The sequence below is a fragment of the Methylibium sp. genome, assembly GCF_035762065.1.
Classification (GTDB): Bacteria; Pseudomonadota; Gammaproteobacteria; order Burkholderiales; family Burkholderiaceae_C; genus Methylibium.
Window position 1 is genome coordinate 52,831 of the sequence record NZ_DASTPW010000050.1, and the last position, 14,861, is coordinate 67,691.

Genomic DNA, 14,861 nt, shown 5'->3' on the forward strand with positions numbered 1-14,861 from the left:
GCATGCTGAACGTCTTCACGCTCGCCAGCGGGCGGCTGTTCCAGGAGGAGATCGAAAGCGCTCAGGCGCTCGCCCACGTGCAGCCGGTGTGGGTCGACCTGGAAAGTCCGACGCCCGAGGAGAAGGGCTGGATCACCGCCCGCTTCGGCCTGACGATCCCCGACAACATCGTCGATGACGACCTCGAGGAATCGGCCCGCTTCTACGAAGACGACGCCGGCGACCTGCACATTCGCTCGGACTTCCTGGTCCACGACGACGACACCGCGCGCAACGTGCGCGTCGCCTTCATCCTGCGCGAAAAGCTGCTGTTCTCGATCCACGCCGAGGACCTGCCGGTGTTCCGGCTGCTGCGCCTGCGTGCGCGGCGCACGCCGGCCTTGATCGACGACGCGAAGGACGTGCTGCTCAAGCTGTACGACGCCGACGCCGAGTACTCGGCCGACTCGCTCGAGGGCATCTACGACGCGCTGGAGAAGGTCTCGCAGCGCGTGCTGCAGTCCGAGGTCAACGACCAGACCGCCGCCGAGGTGCTGGCCGCGATCGCGCGCCAGGAAGACTTGAACGGCCGCATCCGACGCAACGTGATGGACACGCGCCGCGCGGTCAGCTTCATGATGCGCAGCCGCATGCTCGGTGCCGAGCAGTTCGAGGAGGCCCGGCAGATCCTGCGCGACCTCGATTCGCTCGATTCGCACACCGCCTTCCTGTTCGACAAGATCAACTTCCTGATGGACGCCACCGTTGGCTTCATCAACATCAATCAGAACAAGATCATCAAGCTGTTTTCGGTGGCGAGCGTCGCGCTGCTGCCGCCGACGCTGATCGCCAGCATTTACGGCATGAACTTCAACGCGATGCCCGAACTGCAGTGGCGCTTCGGCTACCCGTACGCCATCGCGCTGATGGTCTCTTCGGTGATCGCGCCCTTCTGGTACTTCCGCCGCAAGGGCTGGCTGTAGGTCTCAGGGCCTGAGCAGGGTGAACTGCACGACGTCGGTGTTGCCGGTGTCGAAGGCCGCCTCGCAGTAGGCGAGATAGAACTCCCAAATGCGCATGAAGCGCGCATCGAAGCCGAGCTTGCGTGCGCCGGCCTCCTCGGCGAGGAAGCGTTCGCGCCAGCGGCGCAGCGTCTCGGCGTAGTCGGCACCGAAGGCGAAGCGGCGCTCCACGACGAGCCCGGCCTTCGCCGCCTCGGCCTCGAACGCGCTCGCGCTCGGCAGGCAGCCGCCCGGGAAGATGTACTGCTGGATGAAATCGGTGCTGCGCAGGTAGCGCTCGAAGAGATCGTCGCGGATCGTGATGCTCTGGATGCAGGCGCGCCCGCCCGGCTTGAGCTTGGCGTGCAGCGTGCGGAAGTAGCCGGCCCAGTACTCGCGGCCGACGGCTTCGAACATCTCGATCGAGACGATGGCGTCGAAGGGCGCGTCGGCGATGTCGCGGTAGTCCTGGAAGCGCAGCTGCGCGCGATCGGCGAGGCCGGCGTCCTCGAGCCGCTGCTGCGCGTAGGCGAGCTGCTCGGACGACAGCGTCAGGCCCGTGACCCGCGCGCCGAAGTCGCGCGCGGCGATCTCGGCCAGGCTGCCCCAGCCGCAGCCGATCTCCAGCACCCGCGCGCCCTCGCGCACGCCGGCTTCGGCGAGCGCGCGCCGCAACTTCGCCTGCTGCGCCGCCTCGATCGGCCGGCTGCGGTCACCTTCGAACCAGGCGCTCGAGTAGCTCATCGTCGAGTCGAGCCACAGCCGGTAGAAATCGTTGCCGAGGTCGTAATGCGCGTGGATGTTCTTCTTGCTGCCGCGCCGCGAATTGCGGTTCAGCATGTGGCGCGCGCGATGCAGCAGTGAGCCCCACCAGGTGCCGTAGACCACCGACTCGACCTCGTCGCGGTTGGCGATGAAGAGGCGCAGCAGCGCGGCGAGGTCGGGCGTGCTCCAGTCGCCGTCGAGATAGGTTTCGGCAAAGCCGATGTCGCCGCGCTTCAGTGCCGCTGCACAGACCTTCCAGTTGCGCAGGCCGATCGCGGCGCGCACGTCCGCATCGCCGCCGAGCTGGCCGAAGCGGTTGGTCGAGCCGTCGGGCAGCTGCACGTCGAGCTGGCCGTGGCGCAGCTTCGCCATCAGCTTGAAGACGGCGCGCGCGGCCGGCGGCGCGCCGGCGGGCAACAGGGCGGGGTGGAAGGCCGAGGCCAGACCGGAAGCCAGCGAAGACTGCGTGCGGGAGTTCATCGGTTCGAGCGATCGGTGCGAAACAGGTCGAGGATCAGCGGCTGATGAAGGCCGCCGGTGGCGCGGGCTTGCTGAAGAAGGGCACGCGCCGCATCCACAAGCGCAGTGCCTGCCAGTGGATGCGCGCGACGACGCCGAGGCTCATCAGCGGCGTGCCCCAGAACGCGCGCCACAGTGCGGCACGGTCGATCGCGACGAGGCTACCGCTGAGGCTGGTCTGCAGCAGCGGCCCCCGGGCGTCGTCGTGGTCGACGCGCGCGACGAGGTGTTCGAAAGCACCCGGCCACCTACGCAGGGCCGCCGCAGGCGGATGCGCGCTGCGCAGGAAGCGGAAGCGGTAGCGGCCTTCGATCGCGCAGAACGGCGAGACGTGGAAGGCCTTTTGCGCCTCGACCTCGCGGCCCCATCGCAGGCCCTCGCCGCGCAGCAGGTAGCCGTGGCGCTCGCCGAAGGTGTTGTTGACTTCGGCCAGCACCGCGGCGAGCGTGCCGTCGCTGCGGTGCGCGTACCAGAAGCTCACCGGCTTGAAGACGTGGCCCAGCACGCGCGGGTAGGTCTGCAGCCAGACCTCGCCGTCCGCGTCGCCGATGCCTTCGGCACGCAGCAGCGCTTCGAACCAGGCGAGCGCGTCGGGGCCGCCGTCGCCGTGGTCGCGGTCGTGGAAGGCGATGAGGCCGAAGCGGTTGCGCGGCAGCGCGGGGTCGGGTGCGCGGGCGAGGCTGCGCAGCGGCAGCATCAGGAAGTAGGTCGGGTAGGCGAAGGCGTGCACGCTCGGGCGCAGCCGCTTGTGGCGCACTTCGCCGAAAGCGATCGCCGCGCGCGCCGGCGGGACGCCGGCCGTCATGCCGCCGCGCGCTCGGCGACTTGGCCGAAGCGCTCCAGCACGCCCGCCGCCGCGGCGCGGCCGGACTTCAGGCCGTCTTCATGGAACCCGTAGCCGGCCCAGGCGCCGCAGAACCAGCTTGCCTGTCGGCCCTGGATGGACGGCAGCGCCTGCTGCGCGCGGATCGCGGCGAGGTCGAACACCGGATGGCTGTAGTGCCACTCGCCGTGCACCTGCGCGGCATCGGGCTCGCGCACCGGATTCAGCGAGACGATCACCGGCCGCGCGAAAGGCAGCGGCTGCAGCCGGTCGATCAGGTAGTGCAGGCACACGCCGGCCTGCTCGCGCGAGGCGTTCGCGGCGCGCTCGTAGTTCCAGGCGGCCCAGGCAAGGCGCCGCTTCGGCAACAACGCCGTGTCGGTGTGCAGCACCGCGCGGTTCGGGTGGTAGCGGATGGCGCTGAGCACGTCCCGTTCGGCGGCGGATGGCTCGGCCAGCAGCGCGAGCGCGGTGTCGCTGTGGCAGGCCAGCACCACGGCGGCGAAGGGCTCGCGACCCTGGTCGGTGATGAGCGTCACGCCGCCGCCCTGACGCTCGATGCGCCGGACCGGCGTGTTCAGTCGCGCATCGGCGATCGTCGCGACCAGTTTGTCCACGTACTGCCTCGCACCGCCTCGCACCGTGTGCCACTGTGGCCGGTTCGTGATGCGGATCAGCCCGTGGTTGTGGCAGAAGCGGATCATCGTGGCGATCGGGAATCGCAGCATCTGGTCGGTCGGGCACGACCAGATGCAGCCGATCATCGGCAGGAAGTAGCCGTCGCGGAACGCGGCACCGAAGCGGTGGCGGTCGAGGAAGTCGCCGATGGCTTCCTGTTGCTCGGCGCCGTCGGCGCGCTCGGCGATCGCGGTGGCCAGGCGGTTGAAGCGCAGCAGGTCGGCCAGCATCCGCAGGAACGCCGGACGCAGCAGGTTGCGCCGCTGCGCGAAGACGGTGTTCAGGTTGCAGCCGCTCCACTCGACGCCACGCAGGCCCGATACCGCCTGCGGCGCGACCTGCACCGAAAACGACATCTCCGAAGGCGCGGTCTCGACGCCCAGCTCGGCGAACAGCCGCGTCAGCTGGGGATAGGTGCGGTGATTGAAGACGAGGAAGCCGGTGTCCACGCCGGCCCGCACCGGGCGGCCGGCGGCGTCGGGCAGTTCGACCTCGACCGTGTGGCTGTGGCCGCCGAACCAGCCGCCGGCTTCGAACAGCGAGACCGGGAAGCCGCGGCCAGCGAGCTCGGAGGCCGCGGCGAGCCCGGCGATCCCGGAGCCGACGACGGCGATGCGCTCGGGGCGCTTCATCGCCGTGCAGCGGGGCCTGTCATGGGCCCGGTGAACAAAGTTGCTGCGAAGCGCCCCAAGACGAAGGAGGGAGGGAGGGAGGAGGAGAGAGACCGCCTCGGGATTGCCGCTCCCGAAGGAGACAGGCTTCGCAGCAGAAAGCTTGGTGCTGGAGCGCGATCTTGAGCCTCCGAAAGAGACCGCGCCGCAGCAGTGGCAAATGAGAACGGGGCACCCGCCCGATGTTCCCCGGTTGCCTGCAACGAATTGCAACGAACCCTGGCGGCGGTCATCGCGTGTCCAGAAGCTTTTCGACAGCGGCGACGAAGCCCGCGTCGCCCGGCTCGACTTGGCTCGGGAAACTCAGCACCGTTTGGCCGTCGCGGCCGATCACGTACTTGTGAAAGTTCCAGCCGGGCGTCTTGCCGGTGCGCTTGGCAAGCTCGGCGTACAGGGGGCTCGGTTTGCTGCCCTTCACCGACGTCTTCGCGAACATCGGGAACTTGACTCCGAAGGTGCTTTCGCAGAACGCCGCGATGTCCTGGTTGCTGCCGGGCTCCTGCGCGCCGAAGTCGTTCGACGGGAAGCCCAGCACGACCAGCCCGCGTGGCTGGTAGCGCGCGCTCAACGCTTCGAGCCCCTTGTACTGTGAGGTGAAGCCGCAGTAGCTGGCGGTGTTGACGACCACCACCACCTTGCCGGCGTACTGGCAAAGATCCTGCGGTTTTTCGTCCTGGAGCCGCGGCAGCGTGCGGTCAAGCAGGGCGGGGCAGGTCGCGGCCTGCGCTACCGGCGTCCCGGTCAGCAAGACAGCAAGCGCCGCCATGCCGAACAGGTGCACGGCGCGGGGGAACCAAGTCATGAGCTTCGACAAATTCATGCTATTGCCCCTATCTGTCCAGGACAAACCATCGAAGTCCGTATACTAAGCGCCGCACCGCCACTGCCGCAACGCCCTGCATGCAACGGTTTTCGCCGCATGACCGCCCCACGCCGTTGGGCGACAACGTCGGCTCGCCGGGCGGGGCGCCGCGGCCGCTGACGCTCTCGATCGCCGCGGTCGAGCGCGACACGGGCCTGAGCAAGGACACGCTGCGCATGTGGGAGCGGCGCTACGGCTTTCCTGCGCCGCAGCGCGAAGGCCAGGCCGAACGCGCCTACCCGCTTGATCAGGTCGAGAAGCTGCGCGTGATCAAGCGCTTGCTCGATGCCGGCCACCGGCCCGGACGCATCGTGTCGCGGCCCGTCGAGGAATTGCAGCGGCTCAGCGAGAGCACCGGCATCGACCCCGGCCCGCTCGCGCTCGTGGCGCCGCCAAAGCCCGATCTGCAGCCCTACCTCGACCTTGTGCACGCTCATGACGTCGACGCGCTGCGCCGCGCGCTGCTGCAGGCCTCGTTGAGCATGGGGCTGGCGCGCTTCGTGATCGATCTCATCGCCCCGCTGAATACGCTGATCGGCGACACCTGGATGCGAGGCCACCTGGAGATCTTCGAGGAGCACCTGTACACCGAGTCCGTTCATGTGGTGCTGCGCCGGGCGATCGCCGGCGTGCCGGCTGCCGAGCCTGCGAGCCGGCCGTGCGTGGTGCTCAGCACCTTCCCCAACGAACCGCACAGCATCGGCTTGCTGATGGCCGAGCCGCTGTTCCTGCTCGAGGGCTGCCGCTGCGTGAGCCTCGGCGTGCAGACGCCGGTGTGGGATCTGACGCGCGCGGTCGCCGCGCAGCGCGCCGACATCGTCGCCCTGAGCTTTTCCTCGATGCTCGCGCCGACGGTCGTCAGCGAGGGTCTCGCCGAACTGCGCGACAAGCTGCCGCCGGCCGTGGAGATCTGGGCCGGCGGCAGCGCCTCGGTGTTGCACCGCAGGCCGGTGCCGGGCGTGACCGTGCTGGCATCGCTCGAACAGATCGCGCTGCAGCTGCGCAGCTGGCGCGCGGCGCGGCGCTGAAGTCATGCAGCGGTCGCCGCGGCGGCTGATCCTGGTCCTGGGGGACCAGCTCGCCGAGGACCACCCCGCGGTCGCTTCGATGGACCGCACGCGCGATCTCGTGCTGATGATCGAGTCGCGCGGCGAAGCGGTGCACGTGTGGAGCCACAAGGCGCGCATCGCGATCTTCCTGGCCGCGATGCGCCACCGCCGCGACGCCTGGCTGGCCGCCGGCGTGCCGCTGCGCTACCTGGCCCTGGAAGACGCAGCGGCCGAAGGCGACACGCTCGTCGGTCGCCTGCAAGCCGAGCTGCGCGAACTGCAGCCGCGGGCGCTGGTGCTGCTCGAGCCGGGCGAATGGCGGCTCGAGCGGGCCATCCGCGAAGTGGCCGAAGCCGCCGGCGTCGATCTCGAACAGCTGCCCGATCCGCACTTCATGTGCTCGCGCGACGACTTCGTGCGCTGGGCCTCGCGCAGCAAGGCCGGAAGTCTGCGCATGGAGTTCTTCTACCGCGAGCAGCGCCGCCAGCACGAGGTGCTGATGGAGGCCGACGGCACGCCGGCCGGCGGCCAATGGAACTTCGACGCCGACAACCGCGCCGCCTTCCCGAAGACCGGCCCCGGCGAGATCCCGCCGCCCGCGCGCTTCGAGCCGGACGCGACGACGCGCGAGGTGCTGGCGCTGGTCGAGCGCGAGTTCGCCGAACATCCCGGCTCGCTCGCGTCCTTCGGCTGGGCGGTGACGCGCGCGGACGCCCTTGTCGCGCTCGAGCGCTTCGTCGAGACGCGGCTTGCGAGCTTCGGCCGCTACCAGGACGCGATGTGGAGCGACACGCCCTGGGGCTGGCATTCGCTGCTGTCGTCGTCGCTGAACCTGCACCTGCTCGATCCGCGCGAGGTCATTGCGGCGGCCGAACGGGCCTGGCGGGAAGGGCGCGCGCCGCTCGAAGGCGTCGAGGGCTTCGTGCGGCAGATCCTCGGCTGGCGAGAATTCATCCGCGGCGTCTACTGGCTCGAGATGCCGCGGCTGGCCGAGGCCAACCACTACGGCCATCGCCGGGCGCTGCCGGCCTGGTACTGGACCGGCAAGACGCGCATGGCCTGCCTCGCGGATGCCATTGGCCAGACGCTCGCGCACGGCTACGCGCATCACATCCAGCGGCTGATGGTCACCGGGTTGTTCGCGCTGCTGGCGGAAGTCGAGCCGAAGCAGGTCGCCGACTGGTACCTGGCGGTGTACGTCGACGCGATCGAGTGGGTCGAGCTGCCGAACGTCGCCGGCATGACGCTGTTCGCCGACGGCGGCCGCTTCACCAGCAAGCCCTACATCGCCAGCGGCGCCTACATCGACCGGCAGAGCAACCATTGCCGGCACTGCCCGTATTCGCCGAAGCTGCGCAGCGGGAACGACGCCTGCCCTTTCACCGTGCTGTATTGGCGCTTCGTCGACCGCCACGAGAAGGCGCTGCTCGGCAATCCGCGCACGGTGTTCATGGCGAAGAACCTGGCACGGTTGTCCAGCGAGCAGCGGCAGGCGATCCGCAGCGAGTCCGAGCGCGTCCTGGCGCAGATCGAGAGCCTTTGAACTTCAGCCGCATGACCCGGTCGTGTCACTGAGCGACTTCTACAATTCCGCACCCTTTCGCGAGGCCCACCATGCTTTATCCGGAACTCTTCAAGCAGCTCGAAGCGGTGCGCTGGAACATGGACACCGACATCCCGTGGTCGTCGTTCGATGCGTCCAAGCTTTCCGAGGAGCAGGCGCAGACGATCAAGATGAACGCCATCACCGAGTGGGCCGCGCTTCCGGCCACCGAGATGTTCCTGCGCGACAACAAGGACGACAGCGACTTCTCCGCCTTCATGAGCGTCTGGTTCTTCGAAGAGCAGAAGCATTCGCTGGTGCTGATGGAGTACCTGCGCCGCTTCCGGCCCGAGCTGGTGCCCACGGAAGCCGAGCTGCACGAGGTGCGCTTCGAGTTCGACCCGGCGCCCGCGCTCGAAACCCTGATGCTCCATTTCTGCGGCGAGATCCGCCTGAACCACTGGTACCGCCGCGCGGCCGAATGGCACACCGAGCCGGTCATCAAGGCGATCTACGAAACCCTCGCGCGCGACGAGGCTCGCCACGGTGGCGCCTACCTGCGCTACATGAAGCGCGCGATGCAGAAGTTCGGCGACGAGGCCAAGGCCGCGTTCGCGAAGGTGGGCGTGTTGATGGCCAGCGCGCGCCGCACCGCGCAGGCGCTGCACCCGACCAACCTGCACGTGAACGCCGGCCTGTTCCCGCGCGACACCATCCAGTCGCGCCTGCCCAACCCCGAGTGGCTCGAAGCCTGGCTCGACAAGCAGATCCAGTTCGACGCCGTCTGGGAGAACAAGGTCGTCGAGCGCATCCTGCACAACATGAGCCTGCTGATGGAGCGCAGCTTCGACTCGGTGCAGGAGCTCAACCGCTTCCGCAAGGAAGTGATGCAGAAGCTCGGCTCGGCGACGAGCCTGCCGCCGGCCGGCCCGCAGCCGGCATGACCGCCGACACCCTGCACCCAGGCCCGCGACGCGGGCCTTTTTGTTGGCCGCGCCGATGAAGCGCAAGCCGGCCGCCACGCGCGCCTCGGACGCGCGCGGCGCCGTGCGGCTCGGCGCCGAAGGCGTGATCGCCGTCGCGGACCTGGCCGAGGCGCTGCACCGCCGGATCGTGCGGCCGCTGTCGCCCCGGCCGACGCGAAACGAGGTTCAGCGTACGCACGGCATCACCGGCTTGGTGTACCGCAGCGTGCGCGGCATCACGCGCGTCGTTGGCGACGGCGCCGACCGGCTGCTGGCCGCGATGGCCGAGCGCTGGCCCGCGCAGCCCGCCGGCCGCTCGAGCGAGCGCGAGGCGCTGGTCGCGGCGCTGAACGGCGTGCTCGGCGACCACCTCCATGCGAGCGCCAATCCGCTCGCCGTCACCATGGCGCTGCGCAGCGCCGGGCGCGCGCTGCGCCTGCAGCCGGCGTCGCTCGCCGCGGTGCTGCGCCACCCGGGCGACCGGCTCGCGGTGTTCGTTCACGGGCTGTGCATGAACGACCTGCAATGGCGTCACGAAGGCCACGACCACGGCGCGGCGCTCGCGCGCGACCTGGGCGTCACGCCGGTCTACCTCCACTACAACAGCGGCCGCGCGATCGCCGACAACGGCCTCGCCTTCGCGCTGAAGATGCAGGCGCTGGTCGCGGCCTGGCCGCTGCCGCTGCGCGAGCTGAGCATCGTCGGGCACAGCATGGGCGGGCTGGTGGCGCGCAGCGCGATCGAGCAGGCCCGGCGCGCCGGCCAGCCCTGGGCGAGCCGGCTGGACCGGCTGGTCTTCCTCGGCACGCCGCACCACGGCGCGCCGCTGGAGCGCGGCGGCCACTGGATCGACCTGCTGCTCGAGACGAACGCCTACAGCGCGCCGTTCGCCCGGCTCGCGCGCCTGCGCAGCGCGGGCATCACCGACCTGCGCCACGGCACGCTGCTGCCGCCGCCCGCGGGCGAGCCGGCGCGCGATCGCTTCGCCGACGCCCCCGAGCGCGAGCCGTTGCCGCTGCCCGCCGGCGTCGCGTGCCACGCGCTTGCCGGCACGCTGCGCGGCGACCTGCGCAGCCGGCTGCTCGGCGACGGCCTCGTGCCGCTGGACAGCGCGCTCGGCCGCCACGACGACCCGCGCCAAGCGCTCGCCTTCGACGCCGATCGGCAGTGGATCGGCGCCGAGCTCGGGCACCTGCAGATGCTCGGCGACCCGCGCGCCTACCGCCGGCTGCGGCAGTGGTTCGCGGCGCCGCTGCGCCGCGGCTGAGGCGCCGGTTCAGCCGCCGGCGGCCAGCGCCGCTTCGGCCTTCTTGCGGTCGGCGCTGACCTTCTGCGCCGCAGGGCGCTGCTCGATCGTCCTGACGTAGCTCTTCCAGTCGATGCCGGCGGCCGTCAGCAGGTCGCTGCCGTAGACCAGCTTCGTCGCGAGCCCCGCCAGCGGCAGGTGCACGAAGGCCGCGCAATCGGCCAGCGTGAAGCTGCTGCCGCCGATGTAGGGCTCGAAGCGCGCGAGCTGCTTCACCGCGGCGATCGCCTGCTCGATCTGCGGCTTCACCCGCTCGACGTACTTCTCCGGCAGCGGCGAGCGGAAGAAGGCCTGCGGATAGAGCTGGCGCACCGCGAGCTCCAGGTGCGTCTCGAGGAAGACGTTCAGCTCGCGGATCTTCGCGGCCTGCCAGGGATCGGCGGGCAGCAGCGGCGGGTTCGGATGCGTCGCCTCGATCCACTCGACGATCGCGCTGCTTTCGGCGAGCGGCCCCTGCGGCGTCTCCAGGAACGGGATCTTCGCGAGCGGCGAACTCGCGCGCACCGCGTCGCCGAGGCCGGTCTTGACCGTCTTTTCCTCGAAGGCGATGCCCTTTTCGAGCAGCACCAGCTTGACCTTGTTGTAGTAGTTCGAAAGCGAAAAGCCGCACAGCGTGATCATCGGAGGCGCCTCCTGACAAGACGCGGCATCGTCGTCGATGGCCCGCGGCCTCGTTGACGCGACGGCGACAATCCCGCGATGCCGGCCGACTTCCTCGACAAGCTCTGTGCGCCGCAGGCGCTCGATGCGCGCATCGCCGCGCTGCCGCGCCCGCGGGTGTTCACCAACGGCGTGTTCGACATCCTGCACCGCGGCCACGTCAGTTACCTCGCCGAGGCGCGTGCGCTCGGCGCCAGCCTGGTCGTCGGCCTGAACAGCGATGCGTCGGCCCGCGGCCTGGGCAAGGGGCCGGACCGGCCGCTGAACGCCGAGGCGGATCGCGCCGCGGTGCTGGCCGCGCTGCAAAGCGTGAGCCTCGTCGTGCTGTTCGACGAGCCGACGCCGCTGGCGCTGCTCGGGCGCGTGCGGCCCGAGCTCTACGTCAAGGGCGGCGACTACGACATGGAGACGCTCGCCGAGACCACGCTGGTGCGCGGCTGGGGCGGCCGCTCGCTGTCGATCCCCTTCGTCGAGGGCTACTCGACGACCTCGCTGGTCCGGCGCATCCGCGGCTGAGGCCTCAGGAGCGCAGGCGCCGCAGCGCGACGATCGCCAGCGCCAGCAGCGCGCCGGCCGCCGCGCCGGTCGCATGCGCGATCGGCGCCGTCGCGAAATCGGCACCGGGCGGATGCGCGAGCGGGCCGCGCCACGGCGTCTCGCTCAGCACTTTCGCGCACAGCAGCGCGGCCGTCGCGGTGCCGAGCCGCCGGTCGCGCGACGCCTCGCGCGCGACCAGCTCGACCGCGATCACCGCGACGCCCGCATGCAGCACCCCCGAGAGCCCGCCGTAGCAGGCGAGCGCCGGCATCGCGAGCAAGCACCAGTGCGTCGGCGGCCACGCCAGCAGCCAGGCGAGCGCCGCGCCGGGCGGCAGGCGTGCCGCGATGCCGAAGGCCGCGATCAGCGCGGCGCCGGCCAGGTTCGCGAGCAGGTGCGACCGGCTCAGATGCACCCAGGCCGCGGTCCAGGCGCGCTGCGGCTGGTCGAGCACAAGTTCGGGCTTCCAGGCCAGCGCATCAAGCCGACCGGGCGCAAGGAAGAACACCGCCGCAGCCGGCAGCGCCAGCAGCGCGGCGACGGCGAGCCACGCCAGCGCGCCGCGCCGGTCCGCCTCAGCCGAAGACGGCACGCGTGAGCGCGCGCACCGCCGCGCGCTCGCCGGCAAAGGCGTCGCCTTCGAAGGCCGTCGGCCGTTCGTCGAGCCGCGCGCGGTGCTGCGCGCGGCGCAGTTCGCGATAGGCCGCGGCCGCGGCCTCGCCGACGCCGGCCGGCAGCAGCCCGAGCGCCTCGGCGCGCTGCAGCAGCGCGATGTTGCCGGCGTCCTCCTGCAGCGTCGGCTGCGCGGCGCTGTGCGCGAGCACCAGTGCCTGCACGGCGAATTCGACATCCATCATCCCGCCGTCGCCGTGCTTCACGTCGAAGCGGCCCGCGGGCACCGGATGGGCGGCGGCGACGCGCGCGCGCATCGTGCGGATCTCGTCGCGCAGCGCGGCGGCGTCGCGCGTGGCGGTCAGCACCGCGCGGCGCACCGCCTCGACGCGCGGCGCCAGCCCCGCGTCCCCGGCGCACCAGCGCGCCCGCGTGATCGCCTGGTGTTCCCAGGTCCATGCGGTGTTGCCGCCGCGGCCGGTCTGGTAGCGCTCGAAGGCGTCGATCGAGGTGACCAGCAGCCCGGAATTGCCGTTCGGGCGCAGCGCGGTGTCGATGTCGAACAGCTCGCCGGCCGCGGTGCGCAGCGTGAGCCAGGTGATCAGCTTGCGGCCGAAGGCGCCGTAGACCTCGGCGGCGCGGTCGGCATCCTCGCCCTCGTCGTGCGCGAACAGGAAGACCACATCCAAGTCGGATCCGTAGCCCAGCTCCTTGCCGCCGAGCTTGCCGTAGGCCACCACCGCGAAGCGCGGACTGGCGCGGTGGCGCTGGCGCAGGTGCGGCCAGGCCCAGCGGATCGCGCAGTCGAGCGTCGCGTCGGCCAGCGCCGAAAGGTCGTCGGCGACCTGCTCCACCGTCAGCACGCCTTCGACGTCGCGCACCAGCGTGCGGAACACCTCGGCGTGGTGCGCGCGGCGCAGCGTGTCAAGCAGGGCCTCCTCGTCGGCCTGGCCGCCGCGCATCCAGGCGCCGTGGCGGTCGTCGAGCTCGCGCAGGAAGGCGCCGCGATCGAAGCGGCCTTCGAGGCTGCGGCGGTCGGCCAGCTCGTCGATCACGCCGGGATGGCGCATCAGGTAGCGCATCGGCCATTTCGCGAGGCCGAGCAGGCGCAGCAGACGCGCGAGCACCTCGGGCCGCTCCGCGAGCAGTGCGAGGTAGCTCTCGCGCCGCAACAGCGGCTCGATCCAGTCGATGAACTGACGCACCCCCCCGTTGCCGCTTTGCGGCTCCCCCGTGGCACCGGAGGGACCACTTGGTGGCCCCTGGGGGCGCCCCGAGCGGTCCGGCAAAGCCGGATCCGTCGCGGCCGCTGGGTTGACTGCGCACATCGCTGCGTCGTCGCTTTCTCCCGTGATCTGCGCCGCACGAGCAATCAGCCTCGCGAGCCGTGTGCGCGACTCGTCCTTGAGCGCCTTGACACGCGGACTTGCACAGAACGTGCGGAGGCGCTCGCGAACGTCTTGAGGCATGCGCTCGAGGAAGCCCTCGCTGTCGAGCGAGGGCTGCATGCCGCCGCAGCCACGGCAGCCACTGATCGCGGTCGTGGCGCGGCCGTCGTGCAGCAGCGCGTCGAACTCGTTGGCGACGAACTCGCGATGGGTGCAGAGCTGGTCGAGCAGCCCGCAGGTCGGGTCGGCGCAGCCAAAGCCGAACGAATGCGCGGTCCACGCGAGGTCGGCGTCCTCGGTCGGCAGCAGGTGCGTCTGGCGGTCGTCGAGGTACTGGATGCGGTGTTCGAGCCGGCGCAGGAAGCGGTAGGCCTCGGCCAGGCGCGTCGCGGTCTCGGGCTTCATCACGCCGCAGGCGACCAGCCGCTCGAGCGCCGAGAGCGTCGTGCGCGTGCGCAGCTCGGGGAAGTGGCCGCCGCGCACCACCTGCAGCACCTGCACGATGAATTCGATCTCGCGGATGCCGCCGCGCGAGAGCTTCACGTCGTTCGCGCGCTCGGGCCGGCCGGCGGCACGGCGTGCGGCTTCCTCGCGGATCTTGCGGTGCAGCTGCCGCAGCGACTCGAACACGCCGTAGTCGAGGTAGCGGCGGTAGACGAAGGGCACGATCGCCGCGCGCAGGCCGAGCGCCTCGCCGTTGCTCATGGCCGCGGCCGGCGCGACGACGCGGCTCTTCAGCCACGCGAAGCGCTCCCACTCGCGGCCCTGCACCAGGAAGTACTCCTCCAGCATCGCGAGGCTCACCGCCGGCGGGCCCGAGGCCCCGTTCGGCCGCAGCGCGAGATCGACGCGGAACACCTGGCCGTCGTCGCCCACCTCGCCGATCAGCGCGTGCAGCGTGCGCGCGACCTGGGCGAAGTACTCGTGGTTCGTCACCACGCCGGCGCCGTTCGCGGCGCCCGCGGTCTGGCCGTCCTCGTCGTAGACGTAGACGAGGTCGATGTCGGACGACACGTTCAGCTCGCGCGCGCCGAGCTTGCCCATGCCCACGACCCAGAAGGCCGCGCGCCCGCCGTCGGCACGCCGCGGCGCGCCGTACCTGGCGTCGTGCTGCGCGAAGGCTGCGTGCAACGCGCGGTCGAGCGTCACTTCGGCCAGCGCGGTCATCGTGTGCACGATCGCCTCGAGCGGCGCCGCGCGCTCGACGTCCTCGACCGCCAGCCGCTCGAGCACCACATGCCGCGCGATGCGCAAGGCCGCGGCGAGGTCGCGGCCGCGGCCCTGCAGCCGGTCGATCAGCGCGCCGATCGCCTCGCGCGGCAACGGCAGCGCCGCGTCGGCCGCGAGCAGCGCGAGCTCGTCCGGATAGCGCCGCCGCACCCGCTGCACGAAGCGCGAGTGCTCGGCGCGCGCGCTGCGCGCATCGACGACGGGCCCGGTGCTCGGCTCGGCCATGGCAGCGTTCGCGCGCCTTCGGTGTGCTACGGTCCCGGCAGGCCGGCC

13 protein-coding genes are annotated in these 14,861 nt (G+C 71.0%); 6 read left to right on the forward strand and 7 right to left on the reverse strand.

Features of this window, described 5'->3' with window-relative positions; genetic code table 11:
- Positions 1 to 2: 2 nt before the first annotated feature.
- Positions 3 to 962: a magnesium/cobalt transporter CorA gene (gene corA, locus VFR90_RS14955; RefSeq protein ID WP_326406948.1), complete on the forward strand. Its 960-nt coding sequence runs from the start codon at positions 3 to 5 to the stop codon at positions 960 to 962.
- Between the two features lie 3 nt (positions 963 to 965).
- Here the strand turns inward: corA and VFR90_RS14960 are convergent, their stop codons facing one another.
- The 4 genes from VFR90_RS14960 to VFR90_RS14975 form a co-directional block, all read right to left on the reverse strand.
- A complete protein-coding gene (locus VFR90_RS14960; protein WP_326406949.1) occupies positions 966 to 2,225 on the reverse strand; it encodes a class I SAM-dependent methyltransferase in 1,260 nt (419 codons plus the stop codon).
- 34 nt (positions 2,226 to 2,259) lie between these two features.
- Positions 2,260 to 3,069 carry a DUF1365 domain-containing protein gene (locus VFR90_RS14965; RefSeq protein ID WP_326406950.1) on the reverse strand — a complete coding sequence of 270 codons (810 nt, stop codon included), beginning with the start codon at positions 3,067 to 3,069 and terminating at the stop codon, positions 2,260 to 2,262.
- A complete protein-coding gene (locus VFR90_RS14970) occupies positions 3,066 to 4,397 on the reverse strand; it encodes an NAD(P)/FAD-dependent oxidoreductase (RefSeq protein WP_326406951.1) in 1,332 nt (443 codons plus the stop codon). The genes VFR90_RS14965 and VFR90_RS14970 overlap by 4 nt, the downstream gene beginning before the upstream one ends.
- 268 nt (positions 4,398 to 4,665) lie before the next feature.
- Entirely contained in the window at positions 4,666 to 5,202 is a 537-nt protein-coding gene (locus VFR90_RS14975; RefSeq protein WP_326407121.1) for a glutathione peroxidase, read from the reverse strand.
- A 170-nt stretch (positions 5,203 to 5,372) separates the two neighbouring features.
- On the opposite strand from VFR90_RS14975, the gene VFR90_RS14980 reads away from it, so the two are divergent.
- From VFR90_RS14980 to VFR90_RS14995, 4 genes are all read left to right on the forward strand, one after another.
- On the forward strand, positions 5,373 to 6,326 hold the full coding sequence (locus tag VFR90_RS14980; RefSeq protein ID WP_326406952.1) for a MerR family transcriptional regulator: 954 nt from the start codon (positions 5,373 to 5,375) through the stop codon (positions 6,324 to 6,326).
- 4 nt (positions 6,327 to 6,330) lie between these two features.
- Positions 6,331 to 7,890, forward strand: a complete 1,560-nt coding sequence (locus VFR90_RS14985) for a cryptochrome/photolyase family protein (protein WP_326406953.1) — start codon at positions 6,331 to 6,333, stop codon at positions 7,888 to 7,890.
- Between the two features lie 71 nt (positions 7,891 to 7,961).
- Entirely contained in the window at positions 7,962 to 8,834 is an 873-nt protein-coding gene (locus VFR90_RS14990) for a diiron oxygenase (protein ID WP_326406954.1), read from the forward strand.
- 55 nt (positions 8,835 to 8,889) lie between these two features.
- On the forward strand, positions 8,890 to 10,122 hold the full coding sequence (locus VFR90_RS14995; protein ID WP_326406955.1) for a lipase family alpha/beta hydrolase: 1,233 nt from the start codon (positions 8,890 to 8,892) through the stop codon (positions 10,120 to 10,122).
- Between the two features lie 9 nt (positions 10,123 to 10,131).
- Here VFR90_RS14995 and VFR90_RS15000 read toward each other — a convergent pair whose 3' ends face one another.
- Positions 10,132 to 10,782, reverse strand: coding sequence for a glutathione S-transferase family protein (locus VFR90_RS15000; protein ID WP_326406956.1), 651 nt, complete (start codon positions 10,780 to 10,782; stop codon positions 10,132 to 10,134).
- A gap of 78 nt (positions 10,783 to 10,860) precedes the next feature.
- Here VFR90_RS15000 and VFR90_RS15005 point away from each other — a divergent pair, with 78 nt between their 5' ends.
- Positions 10,861 to 11,337, forward strand: coding sequence for an adenylyltransferase/cytidyltransferase family protein (locus VFR90_RS15005; protein WP_326406957.1), 477 nt, complete (start codon positions 10,861 to 10,863; stop codon positions 11,335 to 11,337).
- Between the two features lie 4 nt (positions 11,338 to 11,341).
- Here VFR90_RS15005 and rrtA read toward each other — a convergent pair whose 3' ends face one another.
- Both rrtA and glnE read right to left on the reverse strand, forming a co-directional pair.
- Positions 11,342 to 11,950, reverse strand: a complete 609-nt coding sequence (gene rrtA / locus VFR90_RS15010; RefSeq protein ID WP_326406958.1) for a rhombosortase — start codon at positions 11,948 to 11,950, stop codon at positions 11,342 to 11,344.
- On the reverse strand, positions 11,934 to 14,813 hold the full coding sequence (glnE, locus tag VFR90_RS15015; protein WP_326406959.1) for a bifunctional [glutamate--ammonia ligase]-adenylyl-L-tyrosine phosphorylase/[glutamate--ammonia-ligase] adenylyltransferase: 2,880 nt from the start codon (positions 14,811 to 14,813) through the stop codon (positions 11,934 to 11,936). The genes rrtA and glnE overlap by 17 nt, the downstream gene beginning before the upstream one ends.
- Positions 14,814 to 14,861: the final 48 nt, after the last annotated feature.